The organism is Tenggerimyces flavus, from assembly GCF_016907715.1.
GTDB classification, from domain to species: Bacteria; Actinomycetota; Actinomycetes; order Propionibacteriales; family Actinopolymorphaceae; genus Tenggerimyces; species Tenggerimyces flavus.
Genome location: NZ_JAFBCM010000001.1, coordinates 351,323 through 366,456, shown reverse-complemented (window position 1 = coordinate 366,456; position 15,134 = coordinate 351,323). Strand labels below are relative to the sequence as shown.

Genomic DNA, 15,134 nt, shown 5'->3' with positions numbered 1-15,134 from the left:
CCTACGCCGGAGTGAGCGCGAGCACCGCGCGTTCGATGTCCTCCTCCAGCAGATCGGTGTTGATCGCCACCGCCGCGGCGAAGCCGTCGCCGGCCGAGGTGACGACGGCCGCGCGTTGGTCGGCGACGTTGCCGGCCGCCCAGACGCCCCAGGCGGTCGTGCGACCCGAGGGATCCGTACGGACGAAGCCGGTCTCGTCGAACTCGCACCCCAGCGCGCGCAGGAGTGGATCCGCGGGCGACGCGAACGGCGGCCGCAGGAACACGGCGGACCGCGCCACGACCTCGCCCGACTCGAGGCGCACCCCGGTCACCCGGTCGTTCTCGACCTGCACGCCGGCCACGGTCCCGGCGACGAGACGCACGCCGACCGCCGCCAGCTGCGTGGCCTCCGTCTCCGATGGCTCGAACGACTGCGGGAAGTAGAGCACGTCGTCCGACCACCCACGGATCAGCAGCGCATGGTGGACCGACAGCGCCGACGTCCCGATCACGCCGATCGGCTGGTCCCGCACCTCCCAGCCATGGCAGTACGGGCACACGTGGACGTCGCGTCCCCATCGCTCCCTGACGCCCGGCAGCTCGGGCAGCTCGTCCCGCAGGCCGGTCGCGAACAGCACCCGCCGCGCCTTCAGCGTCGCCCCGCCGGCGAGGCGAACGTAGAACCCGAAGTCCACGCCCACCACCCGGTCCTCGAACAGCTCGACGCCGTACCCAGCGACCTCGGCGCGGCCCACCGACAGCAGCTCCAACGGCGACATCCCGTCCCGCGACAGGAATCCGTGCAGCTGGTCCGCCGGCGCGTTCCGCGGCGAACCCGCGTCCACCACCGCGACCGAGCGCCGCGCCCGCCCCAGAACGAGCGCCGCACTCAGCCCGGCAGCGCCACCTCCGACTATCACCACGTCGTACACCACGACGATCACCTCCTGCCCCGAAGCTTCCGGCATCCGCGGCCAAAGTGACAACTGAAGTTGCCATTTCTGGGATGAGCGCGTGGAATTGGTGGCATGAACGCGATCGCGAACGCACTGGCCCAGGTCGGACCGAGACTGAAGCGGATCCGTACCCAGCGGAACGTCACGCTGGCCGCGCTCGCCGAGCGCACCGGGATCTCCAAGAGCACGCTGTCCAGGCTCGAGGCCGGCCAGCGCAAGCCGAGCCTCGAGCTGCTGCTCCCGATCGCGCAGGCCCACAAGGTCCCGCTCGACGAGCTCGTCGAGGCTCCGGCGACCGGCGATCCGCGGATCCGGGTCAAGCCGTTCAAGGCGCACGGCCGGACGTACGCCCCGCTCACCCAACAGCCCGGCGGCCTGCAGGCCTACAAGGCGCTGATCCCCGCGGACCAGACCGAGCCGGAGCTCCGCGTTCACGAGGGGTATGAGTGGGTCTACGTGCTCTCCGGCAAGCTGCGGCTCGTCCTCGCCGAGCACGACATCGTCATGGGACCAGGCGAGGCAGCCGAGTTCGATACTCGACTGCCTCATTGGTTGGGCTCGGCGGGCAACGAACCCGTCGAGGTCCTCAGCCTGTTCGGGAGGCAGGGCGAGCGCATCCACGTTCGCGCCACGCCCCGCTCCCGTCAGCGGGAGAGCTAGTCCCGCTGGAACTCGCGCTTCATCGCCCACGAGGCGATCTGGTGCCCGAGCTTGTTGCCGTCGTCCATCGCCCAGCGGAAGTGGATGCCGAGCCAGACACGCGCGTTCATCGTCTCCTTGTCCAGTGCCCGCGCGCTGTCGTAGTGCCGGGTGATGGTCGTGCCGGGCCCGGTCGAGGAGATGTTCAGGTCGAGCGACCGCTTGCCGAACAGCCGCGCGAACACCTCGCTCGCCGAGCCGCTCACGCACGCGTGCCCGCTGGCGTACTCCGGGTACGGCGGCGTCGCGATCAACGGCTCCCAGTCCAGGTCGCGCTTGGCGGGATCGACCGCCTCGCGGATGGCGGTGACCGGCCGCCAGAACGGGTCGTCGTACTTGGTCCGCCAACACGCGATCAGCGCGTCCGCATTGGCCGAGCTCAGCATCGCGAACGCCCGAGCGCTGCGGGCGATGTCGAACGGGTGCCGCTTCAGCCGGTCGCGCAGCGCGGCCTGGTACTGCTGCACCGGGCTCACGCTCCAGAACAGCGCGGTCTCCGTCTGGTGCGCAGAACGTACGGACTCGTCCTTCTCGCCCCACGCGCGGACCTCTTCGACATCCTTCGCGTACGCCCTGCTCTTGATGGAGTACACGCCGCGGACCTTGATCTGCTTCGGCGACCTCAGCGTCAGCGGATCGACGAATCCCAACCAGGGCGTGGACATCGGCGCGAGCGCGGGCGGCGTCGGCCGCCACACGCCGGGCTTCGGCGTGACGTTCAGCGTGATCGGCGCGTCGCGTCCGTCGTGGGCGCGCTCGTCGATCAGTGCCTGCGCGGCACGTTCGCCGACCTTGACGCCTTCGGTCTTGCCGACGCCGTTCGGGACCGTCGCGAGCGACGAGTCGTACGCCAGGTCGAGGTCGGCGGCGGAGGCGGGGAAGTAGTGGCGCAACGTCTTGTACGCGGCCGTCGCGGCCGCGATCTGCGACGAAGCCTTGCGGTGCGCGCGTGGTTGGCGGAGGTACGGCTCGTAGCCGCCCTCGATCGTCACCACCGCGTCGTATGTCGCGAGCGAGACAAAGCCGAAGTACAGAGCGGAGGCCTGAACGGGCACCCCTGCCTTGGCGATCGTGTCTGCCGCGACCTGGTTCCACGTCGTCACTACCGCCGGATCGGCGGGCCGTTCGGCCGACGCCACGGGGGCGACGAGTCCGACCGACAGGACGGCGGCCGCGCTGGCGGCCAGGATCGTGCTTCTCATGCCCCGGATGGTGGCGGCCGGCTCTAGGGGGATTCTGGGAAGGCTCTGGGAACGGCTGGTCCGACGTCCGGATTGTCGACCTACGTCCGGCGCTGGCTGAGCTCGTGCATCGCGGACTCGACGTCGACCTTGCCGCTCGCGACAGCGTCGAGGAGCTTGCGGCGATCGGTGCGCGGCTCCGTACGTTCGACCGGACGTACGGGAATCCCCAACACCGCAAGGAGATCGTCAAGGCGTGCTCGTGCGGTCGGATAGCTGACGCCGAGGTGGCGCTCGAGCTCCTTGGTGTTGCCGCGAGCGGTGAGGAACACGCGAAGCAGGTCGCGCTGCGCGTCGTCGAGCGCGCAGAAGTCGCAATGCCGGAAGTGTCCGCGTACCTCGGTTCCGCAGTCGTCGCAGTGCAAACCCGAGACAGCAAGCTGGCCTTGACAGGTGGGGCACGTGCTGGGCGGATTGTGCCGCTTGGGCATCAGGCGACCGAGATGGAGATCGAACCCGTGTGGCCGGTGATCTCGAGTGTGGACGAGCCGTTGCCGAACTCCCACTCGCCGCGCCCGACCTTCCGCAGCCGGGGCGAGACGTCGAGCTGGGCGATCGACCGGACGGTGATGTGGACGTCGGACGTCGGGTCGAGAACGAGGTCCAGCTCACCGACGTTCGCCTTGATCGTGGACGCGCCGTGGGTCAGTGCCGCCTCGCATCGGAACGAACCGGCGTTGACCTCGGCCTGGAGGGTGCCGCGGAGGTTGCGGATCGCCGCCTCGCCTCCGTGGAGGTCCGTCGTGAGCTCGACGTCCGACGGGATCATCAGGACCGCCTCGTCGCCGAGCTGGCAGTTGACCTCGATCACGTCCCCCGCGTTGCGCGTGGTGAGCTCGCTCGGCCCGTAGGCGTGGATCTCCTCGATGTCGTCCACGCCGACGATCTCGAGCATGCTCGAGCCGTGAACGTGCGCGCGCACCTTGCGCAGGCCGCTTGACTCGCGCAGGACCACGGTCGGCTCGTCGTGCTCCTCCTCTTCCTCCTCGACCTGATGCCCGTCGAGGGCGCGGAGGCGTTCCTCGGCCTCGGCCGCGGTGAGCTCGCCCTGGGCGAGCTGCTCCAGAATGCTACGCGTCTGGGTGTCGTTCATGTCAGTTAGTAAAGCAGCGGTTTCCAGATTGTCAATCCCGTCGTTCGCGTGGACCGGGTTTGATGAGGTTTCCGTGCGATCCACGTCGTACCTGGAAAGGACGCCAACCCGAGGAGAGCTCATGCGCACGCTCGCGATCACCCAGAACATCACGCTGGACGGCTCGATCGAGATGCTCGGCGACTGGTTCGACCCGGCCGACCAGGACGCTGAGCTCACGGCGGAGGTGCACAGCCAGGACGTCAACGCCGACGCGCTGGTGCTCGGCCGGCAGACGTTCGAGGACATGCGCGGCTACTGGCCGCAGCAGACCGACGACCAGACCGGCGTCACCGACTACCTCAACCGGGTGCGGAAGTACGTCGTCTCGTCGACGATGGACGACCCGGAGTGGGCCGGCACGGAGGTTCTCCGCGGCGACCCGCTCGAGCGGATCCGGGCGCTGAAGGAGGCCGAGGGCAAGGACATCGTGGTCACCGGCAGCATCACGTTGTGCCATGGGCTGATCGAGGCGGGGCTGGTCGACGAGTACCGGCTGTTCGTCTACCCGGTCGTGCAGGGACGCGGGCGCCGGCTGTTCCCGGACGGGTACGAGGTGCCGAGACTGCGCCGGCTGGCCGCGAAGTCGTTCGCCAACGGGCTCACCTACGCCGCGTACGCACCGAGCTAGACCCCTTACCTGCCGGGCGCCCGAGCTGGACAAGATCGTCGTCGCGTAGATCTGCTTCAGTGGCGTGTCGATTTCGCCTTGGACCCGTTCGTCGGGACGGTAAGAAGGTCGATCACCACACACCAAGGAGCACGACATGCCTCAGTACGGAATCTTCGTCTACCAGGCTGCGCCGGCCGACCCGATGACGATCTCGGACGAGTACGCGGCTGGCCTGGAGCAGTACGGCACCGTGATGGAGGAGCTGGGCGGCACCCCGACGGTGGGGTTCGCGTTCCAGCCGAGCACGGAGGCCAAGGCCGTTCGCGGCACGACCATCACCGACGGCCCGTTCCTCGAGGCCAAGGAGGTCGTCGCGGGCTACTACGTCATCGAGGCGGCCGACCTGGAGACCGCCGTCCGCGTCGCGGCGGCCAACCCGGTGACCAAGGAGCCCGGCGGCGGCGTCGAGGTCCGCCAGCTCTTCGAGCCCCCGGCGGAGTGACTACTGGAGTCGGGGCTGTCGCTGGCGTCTGCCGCGACAGCCCCGGCGCTGTCGGTGGGACGTCGGCTAGAAGGGGAGCGGCTCGTAGCTGGCGCCGTACGGGGCGTCCGGCCGCTCGAAGGCACCCATCAGTGCGTGGCGCATCGGCGTGGTGTTGTCGAGGAACTCGTCGTTGTTGTCGAAGCGGTCGGCCGCCCGTACCCACGGCGGGCTGTAGACGTAGTGCGCGGTGTAGCGGTCCTGGTCGCCGTCGTGGCGGTACGTCCGGTGCCAGACGCCGTTGTGGAACAGCAGGACCGAGCCGATCGGCGCGCAGATCACGTGACCTATGGGAACGTCACCACGTTCGGACCGGATCTCGGCCGGCAGCGGGACCTGGCTGCGGTGGCTGCCGGGGATCAGCTCCATGTTTCCCGTGCCCGGGTTGGTCTGGTCGGTCAGTAGGAACGAGGCGCGCAGCTGGATGAGCGGGACGGGGTAGCTGAGCTGCTTGAAGTCGTACGCGCTCGACCCGTCCTGGTGCCAGCCGCCGACGCCGCCGTGGGCGGGCTGCATGGTGTTCCAGCTGGCCTGCAGGATGAAGCGGTCGCCGAACAGGCCGCGCACCTTGGGCAGGACGGCCGGGTGGTCGATGAGTTTCTCCAGGCACGGCTCGGTCTCGTACCCGCGGCCGATCTGGCCGAACGCGCGGTCCCGGTCGGCGTGCAGCCGGCGGGAGGCCTCGTAGCACTCCGCCGCCTCGTCCGCGGTCAGGACGCTCGGGATCAGCAGATAACCCCACGACTCGAAGACGAACTTGTCCAGGTCGGTGAACGGACCCGGCGCAACCTCAGGATTCAACATGATGCGGACGCCCCACCTTCTCGCTGGTGCCTACTCCTTTCACGATCACCCCGGGTGGGCGGGCGCGCCAGCGAGCTTCCGCCAACGGCCACGACCGGCAGCGGACGTTCGGCGGATTCTCAACGGGGACGGGAGACTTGCTGCTCCTGACGGGTGTGGAGGTCCCAGGGCAGCACCTTGCCGGTCGGCTCCTCGAGGTGGGGGATCTGGCCGAGCTTGTCGACCTCCTCGGTGAGGGCGTCGAGGACGGAGCGGAGCTGGACCTGGGCGACGCGGGCGAACGTTCGGACGTACTCGATCTCGTGCGTGGCGGCGGCGGGGTTCTGGTCGTCGCCGGTGGCGTTCGACGCGGCTTGGTGGGCACGTTCGAGGATCTCCCGCTGCTGGGCGCGGGCGTTGGCCATCAGGTCGCGGGCGTGTTGGACGGCCTCGGCGACCAGGCGGTCCGCGACCTGCTGGGCCTGACTGAACAGGGCCACGGCGTGGGCGTTGATCTCGGGCGGTGGGCTGCCTTTGGCTTGCTTGGCGGGGGTGGCGGTGCGCTTGAGCCGTTCGATCTCGGCGCGCAGCTTGGCCCGTTCGTCGTTCGCGGCCTCGATCTGCCCGGCGACGGTCTCGAGGAACGCGCGGACCTCGTTCTCGTCGAGTCCCCGCAGACGACGCGGGAAGTCGGCGTCCCTGACCGCGCGCGGCGAATGCCGTTGGGCGGGATGCGGCTTGCGGGCGAGCTCTGTCACTGGTCGTCTCCTGCCCCGAATCCTTGGTGGACCAATTCGTTGCCGTCCGTACGGAGGCGCTCGCCGGCGTCGAACCGTTCGAACCTGATGTCGTCGTGCGGCGCGCCGGCGTCGGTGAGCTCGGACACCGTGTGGCTCACCATCGCGGGCGAGCCGCAGACCAGCACCACGCGACCGCGCCACACGCCGCTCTCGGCGGCCGTCGTGCCGACCAGGCCGCGGACGCCGGGGTAGGACTTGTCGTCGGAGACGACCTCGGTGTAGTCGAACCAGGGCTGCTGCCTGGCGAGCTGGGTGAGGAGCGGGCGCTCGTAGAGGTTCCACGGCATGCGGGCGCCGTGAAACAGGTGGATGCGTGGTGCTTGGCGTTCGGTATGCCAGCGGCGGTCGACCTGCTCGAGGACGGCGCGCATCGGGGCGAGGCCCGTACCGCCTGCGACCATGACGAGGTCGCGGCTGCCGTCGGGCATGACGAGCTGGTCGCCGACGGGGGCGCCGATGCGTACCTGGTCGCCTGGCTTGGCCTGTCGTACGACCGAGCTGCTGACCTGGCCGCCGTCGATCAGCTGGACCTGCAGATCGAACGACCCGTCGGCGCGGGGAGCGTTCGCGGGGCTGAAGTAGCGCCACAGCCTCGGGCGTTGGGAGAACTCCATGGCCATCGACTGGCCGGGTTGGTAGTCGATCTTCTGGTCAGGCTTGATCCTCAGGACGGTGACGTCCATCGTGCGGCGGTCGACCGAGGTGACGTGTGCCGTCCACCAGGCAGGATCCTTGTCGGCGGACTCCTCGGCGGCCTGGACCATGACCTTGGCCACCAGCCCGTACGCCTCGGCCCAGGTCGCGGCGAGCTCCGCGGTCCAGTCGCTGCCGAGGAAGTGCTGGAGGGTGGCGAGCAGGGATCCGCCGACGGCCGAGTAGTGGTCGGCAACGACCTCGAACCTTCGATGGTCCTTGCCGAGCTGCTGGATGAACGGGACGACGTCGGCGAGCTGATCGACGTTGCTGACGATCCTCCCGAGCGCACCGACGAGTTTGTCGCGCTGGGCGGACATCGAGATGGGGAACATCTCGCGGAGGTCGGGCTGGCTGAGGAACAGGTGCGAGTAGAAGAACAACGGCACCTCGTCGCCATTCGCGGCGACCACATCCCAGCTCTTCTTGAGTGCTTGAGTGTCCATGCTGTTTGGCTAGCTCGCGTTGGCGTCGACGACGTCCTTCTCGGTGGCCGCCAGCGCCTCGCCCACCCTGCCAATGATCTCCTCCTCGACGTGGTTGTGTCTGAGGGTGTCGACGAGGTGGTGGACGACGCGCTTGAAGTCCTCGTTCGTGATCTTGAGTCCTTCGTGGGCATGCCCGAGCTCTCGGCCGGAGTACTCGGCCGGGCCGCCGAGGACCTGCGAGATCAGCAGGACCTGGTGGCGCTTGAGTCGTGGGAGGTCGGTGTGGGTGAAGAAGCCGGTGAGAGTGGGATCGTCCAACAGGCGTTGGTAAAACTGATCGACCACCGCACTCACGGCCGGGGCGCCACCAATGCGCTCATAATCGGTCGGCAGGCTGATCTGATCGGTCGAGGCGTGCTTCGCCATCGAAGTGTTCCCTCCGCGTTGTCCGTCATGATCACTTCTGCCCCTGGCCCAACGACAACGCAGTGCTACCAGCGCGTGACAACCCGCCGCAACCCCTCCCGCCCGCAATGCCCTGTGTTGCCTGCCCTTTGCGCTTATCGCCTGCTACTGCCCGTTGGATGACGACTCTGCCCGGGATGGCTGGCTGGTCATGCTCTGCGAGGGATGCGCTCGGAAACGCCCAGGTGAGAAGCCCACGCCACTCCGGAATCTGCCAGCATTGAAAGCGATCTGCCCCCATCGGACACCTGGCCATCGCCGGACACCTGCCTAGAGTTCTGGAGGTGCACAACGCCGACCTCGCCCCGTTGCTCTCACTGCGGTGGACGGAGCTCAGTCCTCGCATCGCGCGTGACCGGGTCGAGGGTTTGGGCTGGAAGATGTGTGGCCAAGGCGATTGGGCCTATGCGTACCGGTCGCCGAGCGGCCAGTTGGTAGCGCGGGTGAGCCCGTTCGAGCCCGTGTACGGGTACTTCGTCGAACTCTGCCGACGGTGCGCTGGCAATCGCCACGTTCCCTCGCTGGAGCTTGCTACCCGGCTCGAGGGTGGCGGGCATCTGGCCGTGCTCGAGCACCTGGCCGTGCCCGCTAGGAACTCGGTGGAGACGTTCCTCGGGGATTGGGAGCGCCCGGCGCGGTCCGACCCCGATTTGCGCGCACTCCGTCGCGAGGTCGACGCCATCGACGAACGTGGACGGCGGACCGTGCCCTGGTGGACCGGCATCGACCTCGGCGAGCGTCACGTGCTGCTGTCGACGGACGGCAACCTGAAGGTCATCGACCTGTTCAGCGTGGGCTGGAGCCTCCTCGACGACCTCCTCCGCGATCCGCAAGCCTTCGCGTCCCGAGTACCCCCAGATCGATGCCGATACCTCCTCGACATCCCCGACCTCCAGCTCAACGACCACCCCGCGGACTACCTCCCCCGCCTCCGCGCCGCTCTCGCAGTGATGACCTCGTAACCACCCGCGTGTGAGGAGCGTGACCGCATGGCCCGTGGAACGGTGGCGCGCAACCTACTCGACGTTGTCCGCGTCAGGTACGGGCTCCGGTCCATCGACGGCTACTCCGAGTTGGAGGAGTCTTTCAACCTCAGCCTGCCCGGCGCCAAAGGCGAGCAAGGGCCACTTGGCATCCCCGAGAACCTGGCCAAGACGGTCGAGGCGGCGCCCCGGGATCGACCGGACCGGCCGCGCTTACTGGGCCACCCGGCCCAAGACAAGGTTTCGCCGGCTCTGGGCGCTTGGATATTGTAAGCACCAACGGATCGGGCGTCGTGGTGCGTCGGGCCGTGCCGGCGCATACGTGCTCAATGCGGCCGTTGTGGTAGCGGGCTTTTGGGAGTGACAGCAACGAGGTGCCCACCGTGTCGTGCGATCTCAAGGCAAACGAGACGATGATCAACACGGCCGCGGAGGTTCTCGGGAACTGGTGTGACACCGGCGTGTTCTCTGGTCCTTCCTCGTTGGCACTCACCGGAGCAGTCCAGTCCGCGTCGCCGTTGACCGTCCTCGTTGACTGCCGCCAAACGGGCACTGATTCCATGGCCTTCACCGCCTCGTTGACTCTGATCAAGGTCGGCAGCCTCGGCTGACTGCTTCGGCTGACCGCCGGGCGGGCGGCCAGGCTGGTACAAGTGTCCTGCCCGACCGTAGCTTCGAACGAGGGTGGCCACGGGTCGACGTAGGTAACAGGGTCGACCGAACACCCGCTACTTAGCGCTCATGGATCCTGTGGCTCGAGCTCTGACCAAGCCGGTGGCCGCCCACGCATTGCCATGTACTCCTCGAACGTGGTGAAGCCTGGCACGGTTGGCTCGACGTCAGCATCCCATACAGCCTCGCACTCATCGCACACCCTGATGACCTCGCCCGTCGCCCTCACGAGGTATAAGGAAACCGCCCCCTGGCCACATCGTGGGCACTCGACGAAAATGCTCATGGCGAGGGGTAGGCCGTGATAATCCGGGGTGTGCCGGGTTGCACAATGATCGTCACGCTGGTTTCGCCGGCCGTGCCGACTTCCCTACCCGTGGGTACCACATATTTTCCGGGATCGCTTAGATCCGGCGCACCGCGCACCATCCACGCCTCATCTACTGTCTTGAGTGCTCCGCTGCCAGTTGAGAATACACTGTGCTTCTTCTTAGTTGTGTCCGGAAAGCCATGCTGAAGAACATGTGTTAGTCGATGTCCATGCTTGGAGCCCGGGCCATGGATCAATCCTGTCGGGGTCTCATAGAGAGAGTTGCCTAATGAGGTCAGCCTAAATGCTGAGCCTGCGGCCTTTGCGGCAGCTCGAGCGCCTGCTTGGGCGCCCTTGGCGCCGAGCCGTACTCCTACTCCGACGGCGCCGGCTCTTGGAAGGGGTATGCCGAGTAGTTCGGCGATTTGGAACTCTGCTGCTTGTTGGTTGACGTCGGTGTACTGGTGAGGGTGTCTTTGACCGGCATCGCCGGGTCCCAGCCGAACCGGGCCTCGGCCAGGGCATCCTGCAGAATGGCCACGCCGAGATCTGGGTGCCTCAGGGATGGGAAAGACCCAATTCACCATGGCCCTGCTGGCCCAGCTCGCCCGCCAGAGCGGAGCCAGCTCGGCGTCGCCGACTTCAAGAAAGACTACAGCGACGACACACGGTTCCCGGACTTCGCCGGCGCCGACTTCCTCGACCTGTGGAACGCGGGAGCCCCGTACGATCCTCATCGTCGACGGACCTCCCGTCCGAACGGCCCTTCATTCCGAGTGACCCGCAGGTCAAATGGTTCTGTTAGTGGCTCTGCCCCGCATGGAGGGCAATTCTGACGTCGCAGCCAGCGCCGAACCTCGGATTGAGAGCCGGCTCGCTGTCGAGCGAGTTGCGTGAGGCTGAGGAACGTCTCCGAATGGAGTTTCCGGAGTCCGGCGTGATCTGAGTCGAACCGAAGGGACGCGAGGGGCTGTAGGCGAAGCTGTTTCTGACCTGCTTGTTTGTGGGTGGGCCGCCAGGGGATCGAACCCTGAACCCGCGGGTTAAAAGCCCGCTGCTCTGCCAGTTGAGCTAACGGCCCGGCCTCTCTATCCGTTGTTGCGTCGGTCCAACGCCTCCAGCGCTTCCTTGAACGGGCGTTCCAGCCACGAGAGGTGGTTCGCTTCGCCGTGGTGGTGGGTGGTCAGGGCGTCGTTGCGGTGCACCGCGGTGTGGCGGACGTAGTCGCGCCCTCCCTCCACCAGGGTGCGGATGTAGCGCAGGCCTTCCGGGTCGGCCATCCCCCACGGCCCGGCGCAGGCGACGTACACCGGCGAGGTGTGGGCGAAGACTGGCCGCGCCCACTCGTCCAGGTGGGCGTCGACGCCGAACGCACGGACCGCCAACCAGGCATGGCCGTCGATCCGCACTTCCTCCTCCAACGACAGCTCCCGCACGCCGTCACCCGTCGCCGCGGCGATGACCTCGCCGTTGCGGACGAGCTCCAGCGAACGGAGCGGGAAGACGCTGTCGGCCTTCGCGGACACGGGAACCGTCCCCGGTCCCGACAGCTCGAGAGTGTCGCCCGCCTGCCGACCGTAGACGGAGAACGACAGCAAAGGCCCGCCCGACAGGAACGTGCGCCCCTGCCGCACCGCGCGACACCAGCCCTCGTACGTCAGCTCCTCGTCCTGATCGAGCCGCGCGTACGTCCGATACAACCCCACGGGCACGCCGTTCGACATCTTGTCCGTACCCCCAACCAGCGGCAATCGGTAACCACTGTTGAGATATCGGTAGTACTCCGCGATCGAGTCCCCAGACTGCGCCAGCATCTCGACGGCGTCAGCACGACCGGTCGCGATCAATGTGGCCGGCTCGCCGTTCGGCGCGGGGAAGTGCGCGGCGACGACCGTTCCGCCCTCCGCGTGCACGCGATCCGCCCAGTCCGACAAGGTCGTGTCCAGCGCGCCACCGAGGTCCGCCTCGTCCGGCCCGTCACTCGACCACGGCATCACCGGCCGCTTCATCCCCCACATCACGAGGTGGCCGAGAACGTGCTGCCGGTTCTCCTGCCCGACGTACGTGAAGTAGCCCGGCGCGTCGTCGATCACAGCCGGACGCCCGCGGAAGTCCTCGGTGTTGGTGAACAGCGCGCCCCACTGCGCCTGCAGCAGGTTCACAACGCGCAGATCCTCGCCGAGCTGCTCGAGTTGCGCACCGGCTGTGGACAAGAAGTGCACATGGCTATCCCCAGAAAACCACCCTGTGGAAGCAAGATCCACGTGACGTCGAAGCCTTACCGTAAGCTCGCGTTGACCGGGTTCGACACGGACCGTTTGCCGCACCGGCTCGTACTCGAACCCGCGAGCGATATCCAGCTGGACGTCACCGCGAGGGAGCCAGCCCTGGCAGGTGCCGTCGATGTAGGCGTACGTCGTCTCGCCCAGACGCACGTCACCGCCGACGTCGTAGTGCCAGCTGCCGAGGTTCTGGTTGACGTGCTGGTGATGACCGTGGGGCTGGTAGGGGATCCCCTCGGGTGAGCGGAAGTGCACGCGACACGGCACGGGCTTGCCCGTGGCGTCGTCGACGACGGTGACATGCACCCAGTTGCGCCCTGGGTCGACGAGCTCGACGCGCACCTTGTCGTTGCTGGCTTGGCCATCGCGCTCGACGTCGCCCCAGCGGACTTCGCCGAGCGAGGTGTCGTCGTGGCTGACCTTGAGCGTGGCCGAGGGCAGTGCGGAGACGCTGGCGTACGAGGGACTCGCCGCGGTCGGGTTCGGCGTGCCCCAGCCTGGGCGCACGTCGCCTGAGGAGATCGGCTGCGGGTACGTCGCGACGCCGCGGTCGACGCTGAGGTCGAGCACGCCCTCGTTCTCGGCGGCGCCGTCGTCCGTGACGGTCAGCCGAACGGGACGCGCCGGCGTGCGGACGAACGGGTACTCCTCGCCGTACCCGAGCGTGATGCCGCCGACGAGGATCCGATGCTCGGTCGGGACGATCTCGATGCGCTCGATCGCCACGTCCGGAGTCGGGTTCTCCCAACACCACAAGAAGAAAGCCTGCGGCCAACCGATGGAGTGCTCGGCGAGCCGGCCGCCGGACTCCTCCCAGCGGCCCTCGAACCTGTCCGCCTTGCGGTCGAACGCGTCGCTGACGGCGCGGAACGGGAGACGCCCCCACTCCGGCTGGACGATCTGGATCTCGAACCGCTCACGGATCGGCGCCGAGTGCTGGCTGCCGTCGGCGAGGTGGAAGACGTACTCGCCGACCTGCGTACCCACGCCGTGGGCGTGCGGCTGGGTCGGGGCGAGCAGGCGGTGCGCGACGATCACGTGCCTCGCCTGCTTGCCGACGTCGATCGAGACGGATTGCTCCGGAACGAGGAAACAGCGCTCGCTGTCCTGGTCCTCGGAGCCGATGAGGAACGGGAGGCCGCGGAGTGTCGCGCGCCCGAGCGGCGGATCGTTCTCGTCGCCGGGCAGGTCTTTCACGCCGGCATTGCAGTGGGGGAGGAGGTTGACGGCTTCATAACCTTCGTCTGGGCCAGTCACCCTCGCGATCTTACGACCGGCTAGGCGGACGAACCCAGTGGATTTGCGTCGGGTCGCCAGTTCGGGTCGCGGCCGAGCATGCGCAGGACGGCGTGCCACTTGTTGCCGTCGCCGGCGTCTTCGAGCGCGGGGCGGAACGGGGAGTTGGGCTGGAGGCGTTCGGGTCCGTCGGGGATGGCCGCGGTGATCTCGTACGCGGGCTCGACGATGTCGTCCGCCGGGTCGTACGAGTGGCCGAGCGAGCGCGCGAGGTCCCAGCTGTGGATGGCGTAGTCGATGAAGTGGAAGCCGATGGCCTGGGCGCCGGGGAAGCCGCGCGAGGTCGTGAACTCGGGAAGATGGAACGAGCGCTCTGTGACTCCGTCGGCGGCGAACGCCTGGAGGACGCGCTCGGCGGATCGGACGTACGCCTCGGGGGTGGCTGGCGCGACCTGCCAGTGCTGGAGTTCGAGGCCGATGCCGTTCGCGGCGGCGGCGAACCCGTTGTGCTGGGCGGTCATGTGGGCGAGGAGGTCGCCAACGGTCCAGCCCGCGCACGTACTCGGGCGGTCGAGATCGGCGCTGGTGAGGTGCTTAGCGATGTCGATCGAGACTCGGACCACGCGTTCGTCTAGCTGCACGATAGTAAGCATAAGCACATCGTATGCGTGCGCTTAGGATCTGTCCACGCGTATCGTTCTTTGGCGATGGCACCACGCCCCGATCTCGCCGCGATGCTCTACCCGCTGGGCCGTGCTCTGGTCCAGGAGGTGGAGCTGCCGATCCTGCGCGCCCATGGGCTGTCGATGTGGGGGTACGGGGTGCTGCTGGGGCTGGAGGTGTCGCCGGTACGTACGCAGGCCGCCCTGGCCACGGCGATCGGGGCGGACAAGACGCGGATCATCCCGGTGCTGGACGAACTGCAGGAGCGGGGCCTGATCGAACGCACCACCGACCCAGCCGACCGCCGCGCCCGCTACCTGTCCCTGACGCCCGCCGGCCGCGAGGTGCGCGATGCTGCGCAGGCGGCGATCCAGGCGAAAGAGGACCTTCTCCTCGCCGTCCTCCCCCCCGCCGACCGCCGCGTCTTCCTCCGCGCGCTCGAGGCCCTCCACAACCTTCCGGTGGCGGAGCTCACGGAGCCAGACTGAGGACCGCTCAGCCTCCAGACCGCCGGCCGGGTACCCTCATACCGCTACGGGCCGTTAGCTCAACTGGCAGAGCAGCGGACTTTTAATCCGCGGGTTCAGGGTTCGATCCCCTGGCGGCCCACCAAACCCCCAGGTCAGCGCTTCGCAGACCTTCGAGTCGACCGGGCC

General features: G+C 67.9%; 15 protein-coding genes and 2 tRNA genes. 6 read left to right on the top strand and 11 right to left on the bottom strand.

The features are described 5' to 3' along the window. Position 1: 1 nt before the first annotated feature. Positions 2-949, bottom strand: coding sequence for an NAD(P)/FAD-dependent oxidoreductase (locus JOD67_RS01875; RefSeq protein ID WP_239553689.1), 948 nt, complete (start codon positions 947-949; stop codon positions 2-4). A gap of 60 nt (positions 950-1,009) precedes the next feature. Between JOD67_RS01875 and JOD67_RS01870 the strand changes: the two genes are divergently transcribed. Beyond that, positions 1,010-1,597, top strand: a complete 588-nt coding sequence (locus JOD67_RS01870; RefSeq protein WP_205114326.1) for a helix-turn-helix domain-containing protein — start codon at positions 1,010-1,012, stop codon at positions 1,595-1,597. On the opposite strand, the gene JOD67_RS01865 is transcribed toward JOD67_RS01870, so the two are convergent. The 3 genes from JOD67_RS01865 to JOD67_RS01855 form a co-directional block, all read right to left on the bottom strand. Continuing rightward, positions 1,594-2,838, bottom strand: coding sequence for a vanadium-dependent haloperoxidase (locus JOD67_RS01865; protein ID WP_205114324.1), 1,245 nt, complete (start codon positions 2,836-2,838; stop codon positions 1,594-1,596). The two genes, JOD67_RS01870 and JOD67_RS01865, sit on opposite strands and share 4 nt — an antisense overlap. 80 nt (positions 2,839-2,918) lie before the next feature. Then, a complete protein-coding gene (locus tag JOD67_RS01860) occupies positions 2,919-3,308 on the bottom strand; it encodes a DUF2089 domain-containing protein (protein WP_205114322.1) in 390 nt (129 codons plus the stop codon). Then, positions 3,308-3,970: a hypothetical protein gene (locus JOD67_RS01855; protein WP_205114320.1), complete on the bottom strand. Its 663-nt coding sequence runs from the start codon at positions 3,968-3,970 to the stop codon at positions 3,308-3,310. Before JOD67_RS01855 ends, JOD67_RS01860 begins: the two co-directional genes overlap by 1 nt. A gap of 121 nt (positions 3,971-4,091) precedes the next feature. Here JOD67_RS01855 and JOD67_RS01850 point away from each other — a divergent pair, with 121 nt between their 5' ends. Beyond that, positions 4,092-4,640, top strand: coding sequence for a dihydrofolate reductase family protein (locus JOD67_RS01850; RefSeq protein ID WP_205114318.1), 549 nt, complete (start codon positions 4,092-4,094; stop codon positions 4,638-4,640). A 136-nt stretch (positions 4,641-4,776) separates the two neighbouring features. Further along, complete coding sequence (locus JOD67_RS01845; RefSeq protein WP_205114316.1) at positions 4,777-5,124, top strand: YciI family protein; 348 nt, start codon at positions 4,777-4,779, stop codon at positions 5,122-5,124. A 66-nt stretch (positions 5,125-5,190) separates the two neighbouring features. On the opposite strand, the gene JOD67_RS01840 is transcribed toward JOD67_RS01845, so the two are convergent. The 4 genes from JOD67_RS01840 to JOD67_RS01825 all read right to left on the bottom strand — a co-directional run bounded on the left by JOD67_RS01840 (position 5,191) and on the right by JOD67_RS01825 (position 8,293). Continuing rightward, complete coding sequence (locus JOD67_RS01840; protein WP_205114314.1) at positions 5,191-5,967, bottom strand: phytanoyl-CoA dioxygenase family protein; 777 nt, start codon at positions 5,965-5,967, stop codon at positions 5,191-5,193. A 119-nt stretch (positions 5,968-6,086) separates the two neighbouring features. After that, positions 6,087-6,704 carry a DivIVA domain-containing protein gene (locus tag JOD67_RS01835; RefSeq protein ID WP_205114311.1) on the bottom strand — a complete coding sequence of 206 codons (618 nt, stop codon included), beginning with the start codon at positions 6,702-6,704 and terminating at the stop codon, positions 6,087-6,089. Further along, on the bottom strand, positions 6,701-7,885 hold the full coding sequence (locus JOD67_RS01830) for a globin domain-containing protein (RefSeq protein ID WP_205114309.1): 1,185 nt from the start codon (positions 7,883-7,885) through the stop codon (positions 6,701-6,703). The genes JOD67_RS01835 and JOD67_RS01830 overlap by 4 nt, the downstream gene beginning before the upstream one ends. Before the next feature lie 9 nt (positions 7,886-7,894). Beyond that, the gene (locus JOD67_RS01825) at positions 7,895-8,293 is read right to left on the bottom strand and encodes a group I truncated hemoglobin (RefSeq protein WP_239553688.1); all 399 of its coding nucleotides are present in this window, start codon (positions 8,291-8,293) and stop codon (positions 7,895-7,897) included. Positions 8,294-8,616: 323 nt separating this feature from the next. Between JOD67_RS01825 and JOD67_RS01820 the strand changes: the two genes are divergently transcribed. Further along, positions 8,617-9,294, top strand: coding sequence for a hypothetical protein (locus tag JOD67_RS01820; protein WP_205114305.1), 678 nt, complete (start codon positions 8,617-8,619; stop codon positions 9,292-9,294). 2,011 nt (positions 9,295-11,305) lie between these two features. Here JOD67_RS01820 and JOD67_RS01815 read toward each other — a convergent pair. From JOD67_RS01815 to JOD67_RS01805, 3 genes are all read right to left on the bottom strand, one after another. Then, a tRNA-Lys gene (locus JOD67_RS01815) sits at positions 11,306-11,378 on the bottom strand. A 7-nt stretch (positions 11,379-11,385) separates the two neighbouring features. Then, a complete protein-coding gene (locus JOD67_RS01810; RefSeq protein WP_205114303.1) occupies positions 11,386-13,776 on the bottom strand; it encodes a CehA/McbA family metallohydrolase in 2,391 nt (796 codons plus the stop codon). A gap of 80 nt (positions 13,777-13,856) precedes the next feature. After that, positions 13,857-14,456: a TIGR03086 family metal-binding protein gene (locus JOD67_RS01805; protein WP_205114301.1), complete on the bottom strand. Its 600-nt coding sequence runs from the start codon at positions 14,454-14,456 to the stop codon at positions 13,857-13,859. A gap of 66 nt (positions 14,457-14,522) precedes the next feature. Between JOD67_RS01805 and JOD67_RS01800 the strand changes: the two genes are divergently transcribed. Together JOD67_RS01800 and JOD67_RS01795 are read left to right on the top strand one after the other, a co-directional pair. Next, complete coding sequence (locus tag JOD67_RS01800) at positions 14,523-14,966, top strand: MarR family winged helix-turn-helix transcriptional regulator (RefSeq protein WP_205114299.1); 444 nt, start codon at positions 14,523-14,525, stop codon at positions 14,964-14,966. Between the two features lie 48 nt (positions 14,967-15,014). After that, positions 15,015-15,090 (top strand) — tRNA-Lys (locus JOD67_RS01795). Positions 15,091-15,134: the final 44 nt, after the last annotated feature.

Bases quoted from the DNA above. Each gene is read 5' to 3' on its own strand.
- JOD67_RS01800 (WP_205114299.1), top strand. From the start codon at position 14,523: ATGGCACCACGCCCCGATCTCGCCGCGATGCTCTACCCGCTGGGCCGT.
- JOD67_RS01860 (WP_205114322.1), bottom strand. From the start codon at position 3,308: ATGCCCAAGCGGCACAATCCGCCCAGCACGTGCCCCACCTGTCAAGGC.
- JOD67_RS01830 (WP_205114309.1), bottom strand. From the start codon at position 7,885: ATGGACACTCAAGCACTCAAGAAGAGCTGGGATGTGGTCGCCGCGAAT.
- JOD67_RS01840 (WP_205114314.1), bottom strand. From the start codon at position 5,967: ATGTTGAATCCTGAGGTTGCGCCGGGTCCGTTCACCGACCTGGACAAG.
- JOD67_RS01845 (WP_205114316.1), top strand. From the start codon at position 4,777: ATGCCTCAGTACGGAATCTTCGTCTACCAGGCTGCGCCGGCCGACCCG.
- JOD67_RS01875 (WP_239553689.1), bottom strand. From the start codon at position 949: ATGCCGGAAGCTTCGGGGCAGGAGGTGATCGTCGTGGTGTACGACGTG.
- JOD67_RS01865 (WP_205114324.1), bottom strand. From the start codon at position 2,838: ATGAGAAGCACGATCCTGGCCGCCAGCGCGGCCGCCGTCCTGTCGGTC.
- JOD67_RS01825 (WP_239553688.1), bottom strand. From the start codon at position 8,293: ATGGCGAAGCACGCCTCGACCGATCAGATCAGCCTGCCGACCGATTAT.
- JOD67_RS01850 (WP_205114318.1), top strand. From the start codon at position 4,092: ATGCGCACGCTCGCGATCACCCAGAACATCACGCTGGACGGCTCGATC.
- JOD67_RS01870 (WP_205114326.1), top strand. From the start codon at position 1,010: ATGAACGCGATCGCGAACGCACTGGCCCAGGTCGGACCGAGACTGAAG.
- JOD67_RS01855 (WP_205114320.1), bottom strand. From the start codon at position 3,970: ATGAACGACACCCAGACGCGTAGCATTCTGGAGCAGCTCGCCCAGGGC.